Origin of the sequence: Colwellia psychrerythraea (genome assembly GCF_000764225.1) — a bacterium.
In the GTDB taxonomy this organism is placed as follows: Bacteria; Pseudomonadota; Gammaproteobacteria; order Enterobacterales; family Alteromonadaceae; genus Colwellia; species Colwellia psychrerythraea_D.
In genome coordinates this window covers 37,500-55,355 of the sequence record NZ_JQED01000008.1, presented here as the reverse complement: position 1 = coordinate 55,355, position 17,856 = coordinate 37,500, and the positions used below count along the sequence as shown (strand labels likewise).

21 protein-coding genes are annotated in these 17,856 nt (G+C 37.5%); 1 reads left to right on the top strand and 20 read right to left on the bottom strand.

The features are described from left to right. Positions 1–39: 39 nt before the first annotated feature. From ND2E_RS15390 to ND2E_RS15400, 3 genes are all read right to left on the bottom strand, one after another. The gene (locus ND2E_RS15390; protein WP_033092977.1) at positions 40–363 is read right to left on the bottom strand and encodes a YeaC family protein; all 324 of its coding nucleotides are present in this window, start codon (positions 361–363) and stop codon (positions 40–42) included. 79 nt (positions 364–442) lie between these two features. Beyond that, positions 443–772: a Zn-ribbon protein gene (locus ND2E_RS15395; protein ID WP_033092976.1), complete on the bottom strand. Its 330-nt coding sequence runs from the start codon at positions 770–772 to the stop codon at positions 443–445. A gap of 336 nt (positions 773–1,108) precedes the next feature. Continuing rightward, positions 1,109–1,747: a DUF3313 domain-containing protein gene (locus ND2E_RS15400; protein ID WP_223303556.1), complete on the bottom strand. Its 639-nt coding sequence runs from the start codon at positions 1,745–1,747 to the stop codon at positions 1,109–1,111. Between the two features lie 309 nt (positions 1,748–2,056). Here ND2E_RS15400 and ND2E_RS15405 point away from each other — a divergent pair, with 309 nt between their 5' ends. Further along, positions 2,057–3,076, top strand: coding sequence for an AraC family transcriptional regulator (locus tag ND2E_RS15405; protein WP_033092974.1), 1,020 nt, complete (start codon positions 2,057–2,059; stop codon positions 3,074–3,076). A 98-nt stretch (positions 3,077–3,174) separates the two neighbouring features. Here ND2E_RS15405 and ND2E_RS15410 read toward each other — a convergent pair whose 3' ends face one another. The 17 genes from ND2E_RS15410 to ND2E_RS15485 all read right to left on the bottom strand — a co-directional run bounded on the left by ND2E_RS15410 (position 3,175) and on the right by ND2E_RS15485 (position 17,779). After that, a complete protein-coding gene (locus ND2E_RS15410) occupies positions 3,175–4,704 on the bottom strand; it encodes an alanine/glycine:cation symporter family protein (protein ID WP_033092973.1) in 1,530 nt (509 codons plus the stop codon). Between the two features lie 165 nt (positions 4,705–4,869). After that, positions 4,870–6,012 carry a M14 family metallopeptidase gene (locus ND2E_RS15415; protein ID WP_033092972.1) on the bottom strand — a complete coding sequence of 381 codons (1,143 nt, stop codon included), beginning with the start codon at positions 6,010–6,012 and terminating at the stop codon, positions 4,870–4,872. Between the two features lie 105 nt (positions 6,013–6,117). Continuing rightward, positions 6,118–6,627 (bottom strand): TlpA family protein disulfide reductase, encoded by a 510-nt coding sequence (locus ND2E_RS15420; protein ID WP_223303555.1) that lies wholly within the window; start codon positions 6,625–6,627, stop codon positions 6,118–6,120. A gap of 208 nt (positions 6,628–6,835) precedes the next feature. Continuing rightward, complete coding sequence (locus ND2E_RS15425) at positions 6,836–7,207, bottom strand: hypothetical protein (protein WP_033092971.1); 372 nt, start codon at positions 7,205–7,207, stop codon at positions 6,836–6,838. A gap of 170 nt (positions 7,208–7,377) precedes the next feature. Then, a complete protein-coding gene (locus ND2E_RS15430; protein WP_033092970.1) occupies positions 7,378–7,644 on the bottom strand; it encodes a hypothetical protein in 267 nt (88 codons plus the stop codon). Between the two features lie 172 nt (positions 7,645–7,816). Further along, positions 7,817–8,212 (bottom strand): GNAT family N-acetyltransferase, encoded by a 396-nt coding sequence (locus tag ND2E_RS15435; RefSeq protein ID WP_395858404.1) that lies wholly within the window; start codon positions 8,210–8,212, stop codon positions 7,817–7,819. 199 nt (positions 8,213–8,411) lie between these two features. Beyond that, positions 8,412–9,821 carry a M28 family peptidase gene (locus ND2E_RS15440; RefSeq protein ID WP_033092968.1) on the bottom strand — a complete coding sequence of 470 codons (1,410 nt, stop codon included), beginning with the start codon at positions 9,819–9,821 and terminating at the stop codon, positions 8,412–8,414. A 67-nt stretch (positions 9,822–9,888) separates the two neighbouring features. Then, the gene (locus ND2E_RS15445) at positions 9,889–10,203 is read right to left on the bottom strand and encodes a hypothetical protein (protein ID WP_033092967.1); all 315 of its coding nucleotides are present in this window, start codon (positions 10,201–10,203) and stop codon (positions 9,889–9,891) included. 494 nt (positions 10,204–10,697) lie between these two features. Continuing rightward, complete coding sequence (locus ND2E_RS15450; protein WP_033092966.1) at positions 10,698–10,988, bottom strand: YkgJ family cysteine cluster protein; 291 nt, start codon at positions 10,986–10,988, stop codon at positions 10,698–10,700. 73 nt (positions 10,989–11,061) lie between these two features. After that, a complete protein-coding gene (locus tag ND2E_RS22340; protein WP_052056296.1) occupies positions 11,062–11,394 on the bottom strand; it encodes a hypothetical protein in 333 nt (110 codons plus the stop codon). Between the two features lie 132 nt (positions 11,395–11,526). Further along, a complete protein-coding gene (locus ND2E_RS15455) occupies positions 11,527–11,985 on the bottom strand; it encodes an SMI1/KNR4 family protein (protein ID WP_033092965.1) in 459 nt (152 codons plus the stop codon). Positions 11,986–12,338: 353 nt separating this feature from the next. Then, a complete protein-coding gene (locus ND2E_RS15460; protein WP_033092964.1) occupies positions 12,339–12,719 on the bottom strand; it encodes a VOC family protein in 381 nt (126 codons plus the stop codon). Positions 12,720–12,979: 260 nt separating this feature from the next. Next, on the bottom strand, positions 12,980–13,798 hold the full coding sequence (locus tag ND2E_RS15465; RefSeq protein WP_052056294.1) for a lysoplasmalogenase family protein: 819 nt from the start codon (positions 13,796–13,798) through the stop codon (positions 12,980–12,982). Between the two features lie 82 nt (positions 13,799–13,880). Continuing rightward, positions 13,881–15,152: an O-acetylhomoserine aminocarboxypropyltransferase/cysteine synthase family protein gene (locus tag ND2E_RS15470; protein ID WP_033092963.1), complete on the bottom strand. Its 1,272-nt coding sequence runs from the start codon at positions 15,150–15,152 to the stop codon at positions 13,881–13,883. Between the two features lie 832 nt (positions 15,153–15,984). Continuing rightward, a complete protein-coding gene (locus ND2E_RS15475) occupies positions 15,985–16,494 on the bottom strand; it encodes a GNAT family N-acetyltransferase (protein ID WP_033092962.1) in 510 nt (169 codons plus the stop codon). A gap of 92 nt (positions 16,495–16,586) precedes the next feature. Then, complete coding sequence (locus ND2E_RS15480) at positions 16,587–17,159, bottom strand: YdeI/OmpD-associated family protein (protein WP_033092961.1); 573 nt, start codon at positions 17,157–17,159, stop codon at positions 16,587–16,589. Positions 17,160–17,266: 107 nt separating this feature from the next. Continuing rightward, positions 17,267–17,779: a nuclear transport factor 2 family protein gene (locus ND2E_RS15485; protein WP_223303554.1), complete on the bottom strand. Its 513-nt coding sequence runs from the start codon at positions 17,777–17,779 to the stop codon at positions 17,267–17,269. Positions 17,780–17,856 lie beyond the last annotated feature (77 nt).

Genomic DNA, 17,856 nt, shown 5'->3' with positions numbered 1-17,856 from the left:
ATTCAGTTGGAGAATAACAAGAGCGATTTGAATACAGGGCTACAGCTCATTGTTACTGAAATAAGCGATATCCGCTTGTGTTGGTTTTGTGCAGCTTTTCAATTCTTCTTCGGCTTTATAGCTAGAGAATTCAGACTTTAACTGACGTTTGTTTTTTTCAACTACATGGCCATCTGGACCGATAGTGAGCAATTCATCATTTTTCAGATGTCTCGCTTGATAAGCCATACTTAATTGTAATGCCGTGGCACGTTGAGCTTCGTCGACAACGGTACCTTCAGGCCACTTTCCTGTTTCGGCAGCACATTTTAGGCGTAAGTACATGTCATTTGACATTGCGTCTATGGTTTTGATTACATCCATTAGAATTCCGAGGTATAAGTTGTATGAAAATTAGGGTAAACATTTTTATTCTATGCATATCAATGATGGCATTATTAAACTATTTTGCTTTGCGTTTGGTAAACAGCAACATGGCACGGATGACGATATACATGACAAATCCGATAATAGTACTGCCCATAGCAAGATTGTGCTGCCAACTGCCCGGCTCGACACCTTCCCAAAACATAAAAAGGAATCCACCACAAAATAATAACATGGCGATAAAAGAATAGTTCATTAAGCGTTGTGTTGTATTGATTAAATTAACACGGTTTAGGCTGGCAAGTTTATCGGCGTCGAGTTCAGATAAATCAAGGTTACAATGATTACAAGTTTTTGCTTTATCAGAGATTTTTTTCTTACAACTCGGACAATTGATAACGGCCATTTAGATACTCATACAATGATAGTTAAACGTTTAAGCAGGCACTTTAGCATAAAAAAAAATAAGACTGCCTGAATTAATGTCGCTTAGTATACCTGACCTATTTTGCTATTTCACTAATCTAGCGAGTAGAAATAACCAAGATTGAATTAATAATTATTTAAGTGGATTAATCATGCGTTACTCGTCTCACCATCAAATAGCAGTTTTGTAGTAAGCATTGATAAGTTCTAGCGGCACTATTTTTATATGTTCTGATACTATTACAACGTTATGAAAAACAGCAACGACCCAAGAAACTACGCCTAGAAAAGTTATACGAATAATAGATGATTAGTATTACACACCATCATATTTATCCGCGCGTATTTCAACTAAACGGTCAACAAACTTTGCTGCCCACATATCAAGTAATTCTTTGACCACCTTTATATTATCTTCGCCTGAGTTAGCAATAGTTGTATCAACATATTTAGTGCTAATTGCAGCAAGAACCCTTTCACGGCGAATGCCTTTTAAAAATTCAATTTCTACTGAGACCTTAGTGGTCACATCACTTTTATCAACTATTTGCAAATATGCCAAATTCCCCGCATTCATTACCATGCGAAAAGGAACAAAGTCTGTTGGCATTATTGCTGGCTCTTCAAATTTCACCCCTGAAAAAGCACCTTGGATAATTAACGTTCTTGGGCCCAAAAAATCAACCACTTCGTAGTTATTTGCAGTTAATCGCGCTGTCATTTGTTGATGAAAATATTGTGAAAATTCTTTCAACTCTTCAGGCGTAAACTTAGCGTCATCTCTTGGTGTAATCCACATTTCAAATGGCACTAATTTTACCCGTTGCATATCTGCAATCATGTCTATAGTGAAATTTTCACTTCGATACACTTTCGTGTAATCAGGATCATAAACATCTTCAAACCCATCATAGTTTTTGAGAAATCCTGATTGTTGTTGCTCAGTAATATTCATGCATCCACTAAGCAAAAAAATAACCAATAAAATACTGTTCAAAGTAGAAAATGTTTTATGTATTTTTACTAACATTGTTTGCCTTTATATATGAATTATTTTCAATGCATAAGGAGGTTTATTTTCCCACTGAAATTCTGCATTTTGATTGCTTACGGGTATATAATGCTAGAATTTAATTTACCTCGCTGAACACCTTGTGCCATTTTCTGTGCAAAATAGGACAATCTACTCTTGTGGATACCCGCTAACACAGATTATTGATAAAAACGTAAGGTTGTTTTTTATAAATAACTCAATAGAGAATTTATGAGCCAAACTACACTGTCAACAATTCCACGCCTCATTGCCCAAGTACTTTCTATTTACGATGTAGAGCCTGACCCAATATTTTTAGCGGCTAATATTGATATTACCAGTGATGCTCAAACGCGAGTATCTATGGAAAAAATGGCAATATTATGGAAAATCGCTGTACGAGAAACCCAGAATAATGAACTTGGTTTAGTTGCCGCTTCTTTATTTCAACCGGCTTACTTAAAGAGTATCGGTATGGCTTGGCTTGCTAGTGCAAATTTAGAAGAAGGATTAAAACGTTTTATTGCTAGTAGCCAGTTGATTAATACCGCGATGCAAATTGAATTAACAGAGCGTGATAATGGCGACGGGCAAGAAGTATTAATTGAATATCAACGGCGATTAACTTACAACGATATCATTAAAACCCACCCTTGTGCTATTGAACTAGGCCTTGGTTTTTTCTTAAAAATGTTTCGATTGGCTGCAGGTAAAAACATCCCTGCTAAAGGTGTATATTTTAAATTCCCCATAGCGGAGAATAACACAACCTATGAAGAGTATTTTCAGTGCCCTGTTTATGGTGATCAAGCAGTCAATGGTATCGCTTTTTCTAAAGCGCTGCTCACTGAAACACTACCTACTCATGATACAGAGTTAGTCGAAATGAACGAAGTGTTTATTAATAAACAACTTGCTTCAATGAATAATGGCGAAACAAGTAATAAAGTCATTAAAATGATAAATGAGCTATTACCTTTAGGCTGTCCAACAGAAGATGTCATTGCCTATAAATTACATATGAGTAAACGTACTTTGCAAAGAAAACTGAGTGTTGAGAAGCAATCATTTTTAGCCCTCCTCACCTCAGTCCGCCTAATGTTAGCCAAGCAAAAATTAGCGAGCAAAAATATATCAATTACTGAAATAACCTACCAACTTGGTTACAGCTCTCCCAGTACATTTGCCCGGGCTTTTAAAAAACAAACGCATCTTTCCCCTCTTGAATACCGTAGCAAATTATTGAACTAACCGTAAACGAACAGTTGCTTCAAGTTGGTTCATTTTATTAAAAGTACCAATAAAAAAGCCGTTCATCATGAACGGCTTTTGTTAATCACTGTGAATTATTAATCTGCAGTATTTTTGTTTATTGATTTACTTGCTTGTGAGTTTTCTTTCGCGAAGCGTTCTTCCCAAAAATCAGCATTTTTAATGCCTAATGATTTAGGGTCAAAAGTGAATTTTGTTACGCCTGCTTTTTGCTGAGCTTCATAATCTTTTAATGCTTTTACAGCAGGTTTTGCCATAAAGAAGATAATGATAATGCCAATGATATTAAGCCAAGCCATCAAACCAACACCAATATCACCCATGCCCCAAGCTGCACTTGGTTGTGCGACTGTGCCATAAAAGACAGCTGCCATGAGAATGACTTTTAACACAAATCGTAATGCTGGAATTTTAATGGTTCTATTGATATACGAAACATTGTTTTCTGCGATGAAATAGTAAGCAAGTACTGTAGTAAAGGCAAAGAAAAATAAGGCTAGAGCGATAAATGGTTTACCGAAACCTGACAATACGCTATCTACGGCAATCTGCGTAAATGCAGGGCCACTGATCACAACATCAGCAGCAAGGTTTTGCACTAACAAAACACTGCTGCCTTCAGGCATTACATTATAAGACTTAGTAATTAAAATCATAAACGCAGTAGCAGAACAAACAAATAAGGTATCAATATAAACAGAGAATGCTTGCACTAAACCTTGTTGTGCAGGATGTTCAACTTCTGCAGCGGCTGCAGCATGAGGTCCAGTACCTTGACCAGCTTCATTTGAATAAACACCACGTTTTACACCCCAACCTATTGCGGCACCAAAACCAGCCATAGGCGTAAAGGCATCTGAGATAATTGACATGAATATCGCAGGTAAAATATCAATGTGCAAAGCGATAATAACACAAGCAATGATGATATAGGCCAACGCCATAAATGGCACAACAATTTGTGTGAAGTGAGCAATACGTTTTACACCACCAAAGATGATAAACCCTAGAATTAATACAATCATTGTTGCTGCATAAACTTTAGTTAATGGTAAGTCTCCTAAAAATGAAGTAACTGTGCCACCATTACCAAAAACATTAACCAATGAATCACCAATACCATTAGATTGAACGACAGGTAATAATACACCACACGCCAAAATTGTTGATATTGCAAAAATCCATGCATACCACTTTTGCCCCATGGCTTTTTCGATGTAATATGCTGGACCACCACGATAAACACCGTCTTCTTCTTCTTTATATATTTGTGCGTTGGTTGATTCTATATAAGCCGTCGCAGCACCAAAAAATGCGACAATCCACATCCAAAAAACAGCACCGGGGCCACCAAAACCGATTGCTGCAGCAACACCTGCAATATTACCAGTACCTACACGTCCTGATAATGAAACAGCTAATGCTTGAAACGATGAAATACCCTGGTCTGAACTTTTACCTGAAAGTAATAAACGAAACATTTCCCTAAAATGACGTAATTGAACAAAGCGCGTCACGACAGTAAAAAATAACCCCGTACCTAAACACAAATATATAAGGGCTGGGCTCCAAATGACGCCGTTAATAGTATTGACTAATTCTTCCACAGTTAACTCCTGTTGCTTGTTATTATTCTTATTTTTTCTTTTGTTTTTTTAACTCATACTTAGTTGAAAACTGTATAAACGTCATAAACAAAAAAGCACAATGGTGACCAAAATCACTCAGTGCTTTTAATGTATGAATTAGCTTATACAGTGCTCAACTCAAAACTAACGTAAATCATCTACCATATGATATACACCAGTTAAAAAGTCTCTGCCGAGTAAACTACTGCGTTCATCAGACCAACCCACGCTGTAATCAGGTAATAAATCATTATCTTTAAATGGCATTTCAATAGTATAAGCTAAACACTTAAATTGATTGCCAACCCAGTTTGTACCAACGGTAGGGTTGGCTTTACCTGGTTCATCTTTATCATAACCACGATCATCTTGAAATTCAGGTGTGATAGCAATCATGATTTCTTTAAATTTATCTTCAAGTGCTTTATGACGGGCATCATAGGCAACAACACCTTCACACCCTGCAACAAAGTTAACTGGCAGCGCTTCGTCACCATGAACGTCAAGGAACATATCCACGCCAGTAGCTAACATTTTTTCACGTACCAAAAAGACTTCTGGGCTACGCTCCATGGTTGGCTCTAACCACTCACGATTTAAGTTTGCACCTACAGCGTTAGTACGTAGGTGGCCTCGAGCACTACCATCAGGGTTCATGTTGGGCACCACATAGAATACGGTTTTGTTTAATAAAGCACGGGCAACACCGTCATCTTCATCAAGTAAGCGGTCTAACATTCCTTCAACAAACCATTCTGCCATTGTCTCCCCAGGGTGTTGGCGAGCAGTGATCCAAATTTTACGTTTACCTTCGCCTTCTTCACCAATTTTTAGCAATGTCATATCACGGCCATCAAGTGTTTGACCTAATACTTGCAACTGACAATCAAGGTGCATTTGCGCATTATGAATCAAGTCTTGATGACGTTCGTAACTGTATGGTGCAAAGTAAGCAAAATATACTGAATCGTATTCAGGTGTTAATGTGATAGTAAGTTTTTCACCATCATATTGGGTAGGTACACGGAACCAGTGTTCACGATCATAAGAAGCAACGGCTTGGTAATCTTCCCAACCTTCAACGTAAGCTGCTTTACCTGCATTGTTTAAATGCATAACATGCTCTAGACGATCGCCATTAGCACTAAGGTCAGTTTGCAGCTTAAAGTGAAACCATTGATAAAAATCAGACTGATTGTCTTTTTTTATTTCTAGTTGAATATTGCTTGCATCAGATGCATCAATAACTCGAATGTTACCGCTGTCAAAATTGTCAGTAATTTGCATAATAATTATTTCTTAGATTGTTTGGTTTTAAACCAATGAATAATTGAATAAGACAGTGTACACAAACAATTTGAAGATCACTATACAGATCGCACTAAATTTTTTTTATAATGATCGCAAATACAGCCCTAACTCTGAAGAATATCCCATAGATTTACCAATAATCACATTATCTTCATTTAAAACGTAATAACTCGGATATCCAGTAATTTCAAAAGCATGCTTAATGGCTTCATTACCTAAAGCAATAGGAAAAGTTAACTGATGTTGGCTAGTAAAACCCATGACTTCTTTCGCACCGGTATAGTCCATTGCGACGGCAACTACATCTATATTTTCATTTTTTTGAAATAAGGCTTGTAAGTTACCGATACTGGCATGACAAACCTGACACCAAGGGGCAAAAAAGTACAATATGGTGGTTTTGCCTTGAGCGTTTAATGAGACGGTATCTCCCATCAAGGTTGGGATTTTATCTATATCTAGACCCTGCGTGGCAGTAACGGCTTCCGTCAGTGGTGTATCGGTTGCTAACATACTGGTTTCTCTTAAAAAAGATAACAGCTGAAAAGCAACTAAAAAGATAACGGCTTGAATTGCAAAACTTCGTAGCAAAGGAAATTCCAGAAATTAGTAAATGTGTCTAGCTTAATAGACCTGATCACACCAATTTTTATTTTGTAAAATATTGTCTAGAATTTCATTGAAATGTTATTTTTTATATCATTGTTATTTATTATCAATAACTTGAATTAATTTTTGAGCTGTTGACTAAGTAGAGAATAACCGTAATTAACTGCTTTTAGAAAGATTTAGCGCTACTTTAGTTAAATCGAATAGCTTTGCCATTGATGATATTTTCTTCACCCGCGGGCTCACCATCAAAACCTGATAATTTTTTCATACTTGAATTAGTAATTATCACGCCATGTGCGCCAATACTGGCTGCTTCAACTTTAAGGGCTTGTAACGCACGTTCCTTTTCTTTCGCTTGTGTTAACCCAGTACCATGTGATTCGACTAAACCAATAACAGTATAGGCTTGCTTGGGCAGTTCGAAGTATATTTTAATCTCTGAAACCTTAGTGGCTTCAAAGGAGTCACCTGTTGAAATATGAGAGGAGTCAGATAAAAGACTACTACACCCGGCTAAAAAAGAGACTAAGAATACTGAAGCTATCTTGGTTTTGATCATGTTCAATCCTTGAATATGTGATTTTAAAATAATGTCAGCGTAAAAGTTTACAGCATACAAACGGTTAGATCGACCGCATTAAGTTTCTATAGCCACTAATCCGCTAATGTTAAAAAGAGAATAGTTTAGGCTGTATGATAGCTAATTCATGTTATGGGGTATGCAAAAGTTTACTCTTTGTTCTTAAAAAACTTTCTAATGAGCGTAGACACTAAAAACGAAACACCAAAACCAACAACGAAATAAAGTACAAGTACAAAATTTTCTATATTAGAGGTATAAACGTCGCCACCTTCAAGTAAGCATTTAGCAGAGGAATAATCAAAAGAGCCACCGTGATCTAAGCAATCATCTACCACTAACAGGGTATGTAGCAACCAAATAACAAACAAACTAGTAAATACGCCAACAAGTGTCGGAAGAAGTGTACGGTTCATATAATAGTAAAACCTAAGCTGAGAGTGTAAAAACGAGTAGAATAACAGATAAAATGAAGTGAAACTGCTCTTGTGTAAGACCTTATACTTTTAATAAAGACTAATTAAGCAGGTCAGAGTATATTTAATGACCTTTTAAACACTTACTTTATTGATCCGCAAACGAAAAGCATTAACGAGAACTGTTATAAACATCTGGTTGATGCAATTCCATAAAAGAGTCTGGTGAACTAAGTGCAGTAAAACCAAATTGTTGATATAAACCATGAGCATCACTTGTAGCCAATGCCATCCGGCGAATACCTTGCAACTTTGGGTGTTCTATAATATTTTGCATCAAATATTTACTTATCCCTTTCCCCCTATGCTCTTCCAGTACAAAAACATCAGCTAAATAGGCAAATGTTGCCGTATCAGTAATCATACGAGCAAACGCAACTTGCTTACCATCGTCAGTAAAAACCCCAAAACATAAAGAGTTATTAATGGCTGTTTCCAGAGTATTTATTGGAATGTTTTTTGCCCAATAGGACTGCGACAAATAACCATGAATAACAGACAAATTCATATCACTACTTTGTGAACTAATTTTATAACCGACTAGCAATGAAATCCCCTTGCAATACTCAACTTTATCTACAAGTTAACACGGCTGTTAAGCAAGTTCGATAGTTTGATATTTTATAACGGAAATAAAAAAGCACCGAGTAATTGCCCAGTGCTTTTTAAATAACTTAACAGATGCTTTTTACATCAGCGTTTTTCTATTACTTACCAATAATCCGTGTATTAGCATTAGCTGCCATGTAAGCGAAAATGGCGTAACTTGCTACATTGTGGCGTAACTTTTCAGGGTCTACCTTATCTAAGGTATCATCTGCAGTATGGTGGTAATCGAAATAATCCGTACCGTCTTGCGACAAAGCAAACGCGGGCACCTTAAACGGTCTAAGCGGAATAAGATCAGGTCCATTTCGTGCTGCGTTGTTAGCAATATACTCAACATTTAGCGGTTTCAGCATAGCAGCAATTTCATTAACCAAAGGTAGCGAACTTTCATGTACATTTGACTCAAACGCCCAGATTTTATCTGCGCCAAAGTCAGACTCCGCCGCTGCAACAATATTTGAAAGCGTTTTTTCATTGGCTTTTGCGTATGCTTTAGCGCCCCATAAACCGAATTCTTCTGCAGCAAATAATACTACTCGAATACTACGCTTAGGTCGGCCTTTTAACGTAGCAAATTTTGCCGCAGCCATTGTTATTGCTATGCCTGCGCCATCATCTAGTGCACCAGTACCAAGATCCCAAGAATCTAAATGGCCACCAATAAGGACATGTTCTTTCGGAAATTCACTACCGGTAAATTCGCCAATAACGTTGTATGAAGTGCCCTCACCCATTGATTTTGCCTGCACATTAATATTAATGGTAACTGGGTTACCTAAAGCCACTAAGCGGTGCAATTGATCAGCATCTGCATTAGAGATGGCTGATGAAACAATTTTGGTTACCCCTTCTTTATAGTGACTCCCGCCTGTATGAGCAAACCTATGAGTGGCTGTACTTACTGAACGCATCACATAACCCACCGCCCCTTTTTGTGCGGCTACTACTGCACCACGACTACGGGCCTTAACTGCTGGACCGTAACCGTTGCCATCTCTATCACGATCCATACGGTAGTTAATAAAAACGATTTTGCCTTTAGCGACATGATCAGGAGCACTTTCTAATTCAGCTAAGTTTTCAAATTCAATTACTTGAGCTTCAATCCCCTCTTTAGGTGTACTAATACTGTTACCTAATGCTGTTATGTGTAGGGTCTGTGGTGAAGGGCTAACAACTGAGGCTGATTCAGAATAACGGATCCATTTAGGAAACGTAGCAGGCTCAGTCCATACTTTGTCAAAGCCCATTGATTTAAACTTAGCAACTGCCCATGCAACACCTGCTTCATCGCCCGGTGTACCTGGCATTCTTGGCCCTACTTCAGTCGTTAGAGACTCAACTAAATCCCAAGCAAGATTGCTTTGAAGTGCTTGTCTTTTTATTTCTTTTACATGTGATAATTGTACTGCTGAAAAGTTATCTGATTTGCTCTGTGCTTGCACAGGGGTAAAACTGAGTGAAGCTAGGATCAGTGTTGATATCACTGAAGTTAAACGTTTTTTCATAGAGTGAAGCCTACCGTAATGTAAGTAAAAGAGGGAATTTAAATTAGATGTTTACCGAGTAACCGTACTAGCGTTTATTCTTTTTCATGTTAACCACGTCACGTGCTATTGCAAGTAACTTAGGAGAGACATCGTCAGCACCATTTTTAATTAATTTGCTAACGTCACCTGATGAGAACAGTGAACCTCTCTCAGATTTTACCCCCAACGATCTTACATAATCTTTTGTTTTACCGGTACTTGCCGTATCAATATATTTATAGATTATTTCCTCATTTAACCCCTGAGGTTCTTGCTTCAAGGTCTCAATAGTTTGTGAAAGAGCTTTAATCTCTGACTCTAGGTTTGCAATTAAATCGGCAATATCTGTATATGGATTCATGAAATTATTTGCTCTTATAGGGTTAGCTGGTGATGCAAAAAGCATCCAGAAAACAAACAAGTGGTATTCATCCACTTGTTTTTACTAGGGTCTGTTGGCCTTTCGCGGTTAAATTTTGTTCGAGACAAAAGCGTTTTAATCGCGGCGAGTAGTGTGTAGCCTAGTCACTCTAAGCAAAGACTACTCAACAATGAGTAAGACGCTTTTAGCCGAATCTTTCGGACAGCGTTTGTTTGACATTTTTACGGCGTTATCGCCTTTTTATGTGGAACAACCACATGACAAAGGCTCTGCCTTGTAGACAGTCACAACAAACTACTGCAAAAAGAATCTCGAAAAATCAACTGCCCCTATTGTACCGTGAAAAAAACTGAGTAAAAAGGCAAGTACGACTCAGATCATACTATTATTGTATACACTAAGGGTGTCATTAAGGAAATGAATGTGTACAGTGTCACTGTGGGCCGGTAAATTTATTCGCTAAGTTCTGGCGGTTACATTTTATCTTGTCGTTCTTCAATACATTCAGTAGAACCCATCTCAAATATTCGACATACCCAAGGTCTGTTCTCGTAAATGCTACACAGCAGCGTATCTCGATCTAATGCCGAGCACCAACCATCCTCAAAGCGAAGCATAGTTTCTTTACCATGCTCATCCACATAGACATGTCGATCAGGAACCCCTGTATCGCTTAGAAGCATGACTTCTAAGCTACAGCAACATGCCTGACATGTTGCACAAGTGACGTCAGAAATTGGAATGTTTTTTACGTTAATAGTCATAAACAGCAACAAAATTTTTAATGACGGCTAGCATACGCTATATGTGGCGATTTCACGAGTTGTTACAGCAGATTTACGCTGCAGTAAAAGAAAAAGTTAACTTACAGTCAATATATTTGAGCATACGGTTGACTATCACTGGAGCCTCAACAAGCCCCGACCTTGAGTCAACGTTTGCAGAAATCAAAATATCACATGCTGCTATCTCAATTCGTTGACGAATGAAATAATCATTTATATCCTCAAAGTTCTGCGTTGTTAACGGTACGCAGGCGATAAAACACTCGCTTTCACTGTATTTTTCATGTGTTGAACCTGAAATTTCACGAACTAAAGAATACGCTTGAAACTTATCTAAGCTCAAAAACCGGAAGCTAATTTCAGCTTCAACATTATTTTTTTTCACTCTACTCTCACTATATTAATAAAGCTAATTTACACTTTGAATCGCCATAAGGCATCAGATTAACACGCGAAACAAGGCTTTAAAAAGCTGACAAACCATTTTTAACTAAAGTAAATTTTTCATTGAAAATTATTATCCCTCTTCAAGGGGATTAAACTGTGCTAACCAATCACTAAAAGAATTAGACACCTTTTCAATAGTGCATAAAGCATGATTATAAAACCATACAGGAACATTAGTTTGCTTATGTTGACACTCGGCAAGTTTGAAACAAAACATATTGCCGTCGCAATCAGAAGCAAATAGTATATGCCCTTTTGGCATGCCACTCATTTCATATAACTTTGACAATGATAAGACATCATCTAGGCTTAAAAAGTCTCGAACATCTGATACTTCAACATTTAAATCAACGGTTTTAGTCATTACGTTGGGTGTATGAACCAATCCATAAGTAGATATCAGGTATTTATATGAGTCGGGTAAAACAGCCGTTAACTCTGTTTCTAACGCTTCAATATCCTGTTTTTCAAGGGGGAGCATAGCTTGTTTACTTCCCCAGTTTTTTACAAATAAATCAATACTCTTCATGAAGAGAAACTCCAAATAAAAGATCAGCCAAGTTAATGGGTAGAATAGTGTTGTCAAGTAGGTAGTAGAGCTAAATTAGCCTACTTATGAGGGGAGATTTTTACATAATTGATGAGCTGTATATTTGCGTATAATAACGCACTCTTTACATATGAGGAAGTACAATTGTTCTAGAGATGGGCTAGTGGCTAAGGTCAGGATATACTGACATGTGGCCAAGAGTTCAAATAAAGAGTATTAACTTTTCAATGGTTTGTTGCAATATAAAATATGATCGATAGCTCACGTTCACGGCAAGCAACAAAATTTAATCATTACCGAGAAACGCAGCTATATTATGTAAGTATCGACCGTTAGCCTATACGGTGAAGCGCACAAATTTTGTTATCTGACGGATCACGTAAATAGGCAAGATAGAGTTTACCTATTGCCCCTTCACGAACTCCAGGAAGATCCTCACAAGTGGTTCCACCGTTTGCAACACCAGCTGCATGCCAAGCATCTGCGATAGCAGGCGTTTTAGCTGCAAAACCAATTGTAGTGCCATTTCCATTACAGGCTGGCTTGCCATCAATAGGTTTAGTCAATGCAAAAACACCACTGTCAGTAAAATAAAAGCAGCGACCTTTCTCATCAATTACACCGGCTTCGTATCCCATTTCACCAAGAATAGCGTCATAGAAAACCTTTGATTCTTGTATATCATTCGCGCCAATCATAATATGACTAAACATTGCCTCTCTCCTCGTTAAAATATAACTATACCGAAAAGCGGTATACGCTATAACACCCAATGCATGGGTTAAAATCATTTGCTATGGTGAACAGCTTGATACAGATCACCTATTATCATTGTTACTTTAGCTGTTAACATTACTCATCCCTAGTAACAGCAGTAACTTATAGTACTAACAATACCATAGAGTAATTACCTATTTCACCATTGTTCGCTACAATAACATTCACGCGCAATAATCACGGTTAACAATTATTGTTAGCGTAGGTAATTTGCCATTTCCTTTTTATTCAACACGGCGAGACGAGCTATATGTATTAGCAAACATTGAGAGCCGATATACAGTGACCAATTAATGTATTTTGCTGTAGGAAAGAAGCCTTCCCCACCATTACCGTAAATCCAAAATTGACCAATAATGCCATCAGCAACCGCAGCTAAGACAAGCCCTATAGCAATAAGCCAAACATTACATCGTTTCATTTCGTTACGCAGCTCAGTTACTAAGATGAAACCACTTGCACCAACAAGCGTAATGAGCACAGCATAACTACCCGTTATAAGAGAAACGAATGTTCCGGTACCTGGTAAATGCATCGAATAAAAAGAGGCCGAACCTACTATTGATGAAATGACTAGCCAAATAAGCAGAGTTTTAGGTTTGATACCATTGGCAATAACCAACCAGCAGGCAAGGGATAAAAATAAAGCATAGCCTGGAGCAAAATAGGTGACTGAATCAGCAAGGTAATCATGTTTTACAATGCCACCATAGCGATAATATGTCTGCGGTAAATTAAAATTGACAACGTCCCCACAAACGCACAAAACTAAAGCGACAAGCGTAACCCAAGCAAAAACCCGATGTGACGTTTCTTTAGAGTGACGATATACCCAATTCTTTATGGCATAACAATTTGCCAGAAGCGCAACAAGCACTGCGCTTTCAATAAACAAAATAACGAAACGTTCGTTGCCTGTAATAGACCAATAGCCAGCTAGACCACCAAGTGATTCAACCGTGGCAACAAGCCAAATAATCAGTGAAGTCCCGAGATACCTATCTTTAAGGTTCATTGAATAGAACCACTTTTAACAATCATCAACGAATAGTCAAACGCACAATAATGACGCGTTAACGCGTCATTATTACTCGTTGCTATACTTTATCTAACGCTTGGCTAACATCTGCAATGATATCGTCAATGTGTTCGATACCAACAGATATTCTGATCAAATCAGCACTGACACCTGCGGCCGCAAGTTCTTTCTCATTTAACTGTCTATGCGTAGTAGAGGCTGGATGACAAGCGAGAGACTTTGCATCACCTATGTTCACAAGGCGTAAAATCATTTGTAAGGCATCAATAAATTTAGTGCCTGATTCAAGTCCACCTGCAATACCAAAGCTTAAAATACCGGAAGCTTTACCTGAGGTGATTTTTTCACAGTTTGCGCGGTAAGGGCTTTCTGGTAATGCAGCATAGTTTACCCATTCAACTTTATCATGCTGTTGTAGATACGCAGCCAGCTTTTCAGCATTGTCACAATGACGATCCATACGTAGACCAAGAGTTTCAAGGCCCTGTAAAATCTGGAAAGAATTCGTTGGTGATATTGCCGCGCCCGTGTTTCTTAATGGGCCAACTCGACATCGACCTATGTAAGCTGCAGCACCTAACGCTTCGGTGTATACCACACCGTGATAGGCTGGATCTGGTTCATTCAATACAGGGAAACGCTCTTTATTGGCTACCCAGTCAAACTTACCCGAATCAATAATAACACCACCAATGGATGTTCCATGACCACCAATGTACTTCGTGAGTGAATGCACAACAATATCAGCACCTAACTCAAATGGACGACACAAGTAGGGCGTCGCAACAGTATTATCTACGATTAGCGGTACACCATGTTTATGAGCAATCTCTGATAGGCGAGAAATATCAACGACGTTACCGGCAGGGTTGCCAATAGACTCACAAAAAATTGCTTTCGTTTTAGCATCAATTGATTGCTCAAACCCTTCAAAATTATCATGTTTTACCATACGAGACTCAATACCTTGCTTAGGTAAGGCATGAGCGAATAAATTATAGGTACCGCCATAAAGCTCACTGGTACTAACAATATTATCACCCGTTTCACAAATACACTGTAGTGCATAAGTAATTGCAGCCATACCAGACGCAACACAAACTGAGCCTATACCGCCTTCCATTGCAGCGATCCGTTTTTCCAATACATCAGTTGTTGGGTTCATAATACGTGTGTAAATGTTGCCCTGCACTTTCAAGTCAAATAAATCGGCACCGTGCTGAGTATCATCAAAGGTATAAGAAGTTGTTTGGTATATAGGAACTGCAGCTGCTTTCGTTGTATCTTCTGATTTGTAGCCTTCGTGTAACGCTATTGATTCTAATTTCATTACGTCTCTTTCCATGGTTAAGTATAAATATATATTTTTGGCTTAATTTAAGGTGCAATAATAAATAGCCACCTTAAGTGACAAAAAGCAATTGGTTAACATAGTAAACAGAGAGAAACCAACCCTAACTTGTCCATTTATAAGCCCGTATGGATAATCATCCATCACGTAAAAATCTGCACAAAAATTTCACAAAACGTGTGAGCGACATTGTGATACTTTGCGGTTAATTGTAAACAAAGCGCTTTATGCGAGAGCGCAATTAATTACAATCGCCTTCCTTTGAGATAAACAACATCAACAATGTTGAATTATTCGCCATAACTACATTGAAAATATTAGCTAGTCATCAGTCTGAATAGTGAGGCTGAGTCAGCTTATTATGAATAGCATAAATAATCAAAATGAAATTACCCCCTTTGATAAAACAATACAACTTAGATCAATATTTAGTGCAAGCTCCTCGATATTTATTTAACAATTAAAAATATATTTGCAAAAGCCAAAAGGTATATTTTATTAGTTACTTATCACATGATCCCATATCAATAAATAACCTAGAACTCTGTATATTTCAGACTTAATTAACACCTGAGTAAAGTGAATGTTAAAGCAATACAACTTAACATGCTTAAAACTAGATTATTGAAGTGAATATAAAATATAAAAAAGTAAATATTTATTAAGTATAAAGTCGTTAATTACCCGCATTTTCATTGAATCTCTCATCTAGCTTTTTGCTAACAATAAATATTGCCAGTAAAATAGATTGGCAAGCATGTTATAGAGCGAATATAGCTACTGTATTTTCATGCCGAATATCTTATTAATATTATTGTGATCGGTATTCATATATATTATTTTTTGCGCCATATAATTCCATTACCCCTAAGGAATTAAATCCAGCTTTATTTAATAACGTGATTGAATTTACGTTATCGGGAGATGTTACCGCTAATATTGTCTGCAAAGAGTGAGTTGTAACTGCATCATTTAGTATTGATAGAGCCGCTTCATACGCATAACCCATTCCACAATATTCTGATAAAAAAGCATAGCCAATGTCAGGATGTTCAAGCTCTGTTCTTTTCAACAAGCCACACATACCTATTGGCGTGCCCGTTTTTTTTAATACAACGAGATTAAGACCATAGCCAAAAGCCTTATAACTATCAAGAGGACCATTCAAGAGATAGTTTTCTGCGTCCATTTTCGTGCGCACATTTTTATCAGCTATATAACGAATAAAAGACGCTTCATTTAACAATCTAATAATAAATGTAGCGTCTTTAAGCTGAAGGTGCCTGATAATTAATCTGTCTGTTTCGCACACTACTTTCATTAATACCCACCCTACCCTGATAAACAGCCAACACCCAATTAATAGTCAACTGTTTATAGTCTTTGAAAACGACTTCGAATGAATTGCATTTTTTAAGGCTTTTCTTCAACAGCAAGCATGTTGATGAATTTTTCAAACCGTCTTAGCCTAGTTTCTGGTTTCTTAGCACTGATCAATCCGTACGCAATAGTATAACGGCTCGATTTATTGAGTGTTGCAAAAAACGCTTTAACCTTCGGCTTGCTCTCTACTGCGATAAGAAAGTCCAAGGGCACTTCCATTTCACTGACCACGTAGGCGTTTTCCCAACGACCGTCTGCTTTTGCAGCATGAATATGCACTAAACCAGGCTTCATCATTCGGTTCTCACTTATCAAGCGTTCTGCATGCTTTGTATTCCTTTTAGACCAGTTACTTCGAGTTTTTCTAGGGGTAATGCGCTGAAGGTAGGCTTGGTCATCAACTGACTTTTTAATACCGTCGATCCAACCCCAACATAAGGCCTCGATCACGACGTCATTCCAAGTCACGCTCAAAACTCCAGTTTTTTTCTTGTATATTTTTATCCAGAGTTCACTTTCACGATCATGATTATCTTTAAGCCACTGACCGAGATCTGCGGGTGTTACAAATGACTTTATTCTCAATAAGTTTGGTTCTGTCATGCAACGTGCTTCTCTTTGGCATATCAGCCCATAATGAGTAAAAAATGGTTACTAAAAAAAGCAGCGAAATAACAAGAGTCATGGTTGTTTTTCTTTTAGAAAACTTGCTATAACTCTTTTCTTTCAAGCACTTCATTCATATTTTTACCACCTAAGAAATTAGCTCTCGGTGTGTAATTAATCCAGTCTGTCTGTTTGATGATCTTATTTTCCGAATCGAACTCTAGCGTAATAACAAAAAGCCAAGGTCCAAGCTTTTGGCCGTAGTAACTAAAGGTATGGAAATAACCTTCTGTTATCACTGTATTTTTTCCATAAGTATGCTTTGTAACAGTTAAAGCTTTAGTGCCCATAAGTGTTTCAAACTCGCCTTTATCCCAGTTTAAAAACTCCTTTATTTCATCTTTGCCCTGTAAGCTATTACCATAAATAATATCCTTAAATTGGGCATTATCAGCGTAGTAGCTCATAAACTTTTTGAAATTATCTCGTTGTGAGTAGGTATCAAAGTATTCCTTGACTACTTGAGGCAACTGATTGTTTTCGTGGGTAGAAGCACAAGCATTTAGAATAAAAATGATGAATAAACTTAGAATAATACGCATAATTTGAGCTGTCACTAATTGTTATAATGCCTAAGAAAGGCAAATTATGATTGGCTAAAATACAAGTGCTATATGATAGCTCGCGTTAAACT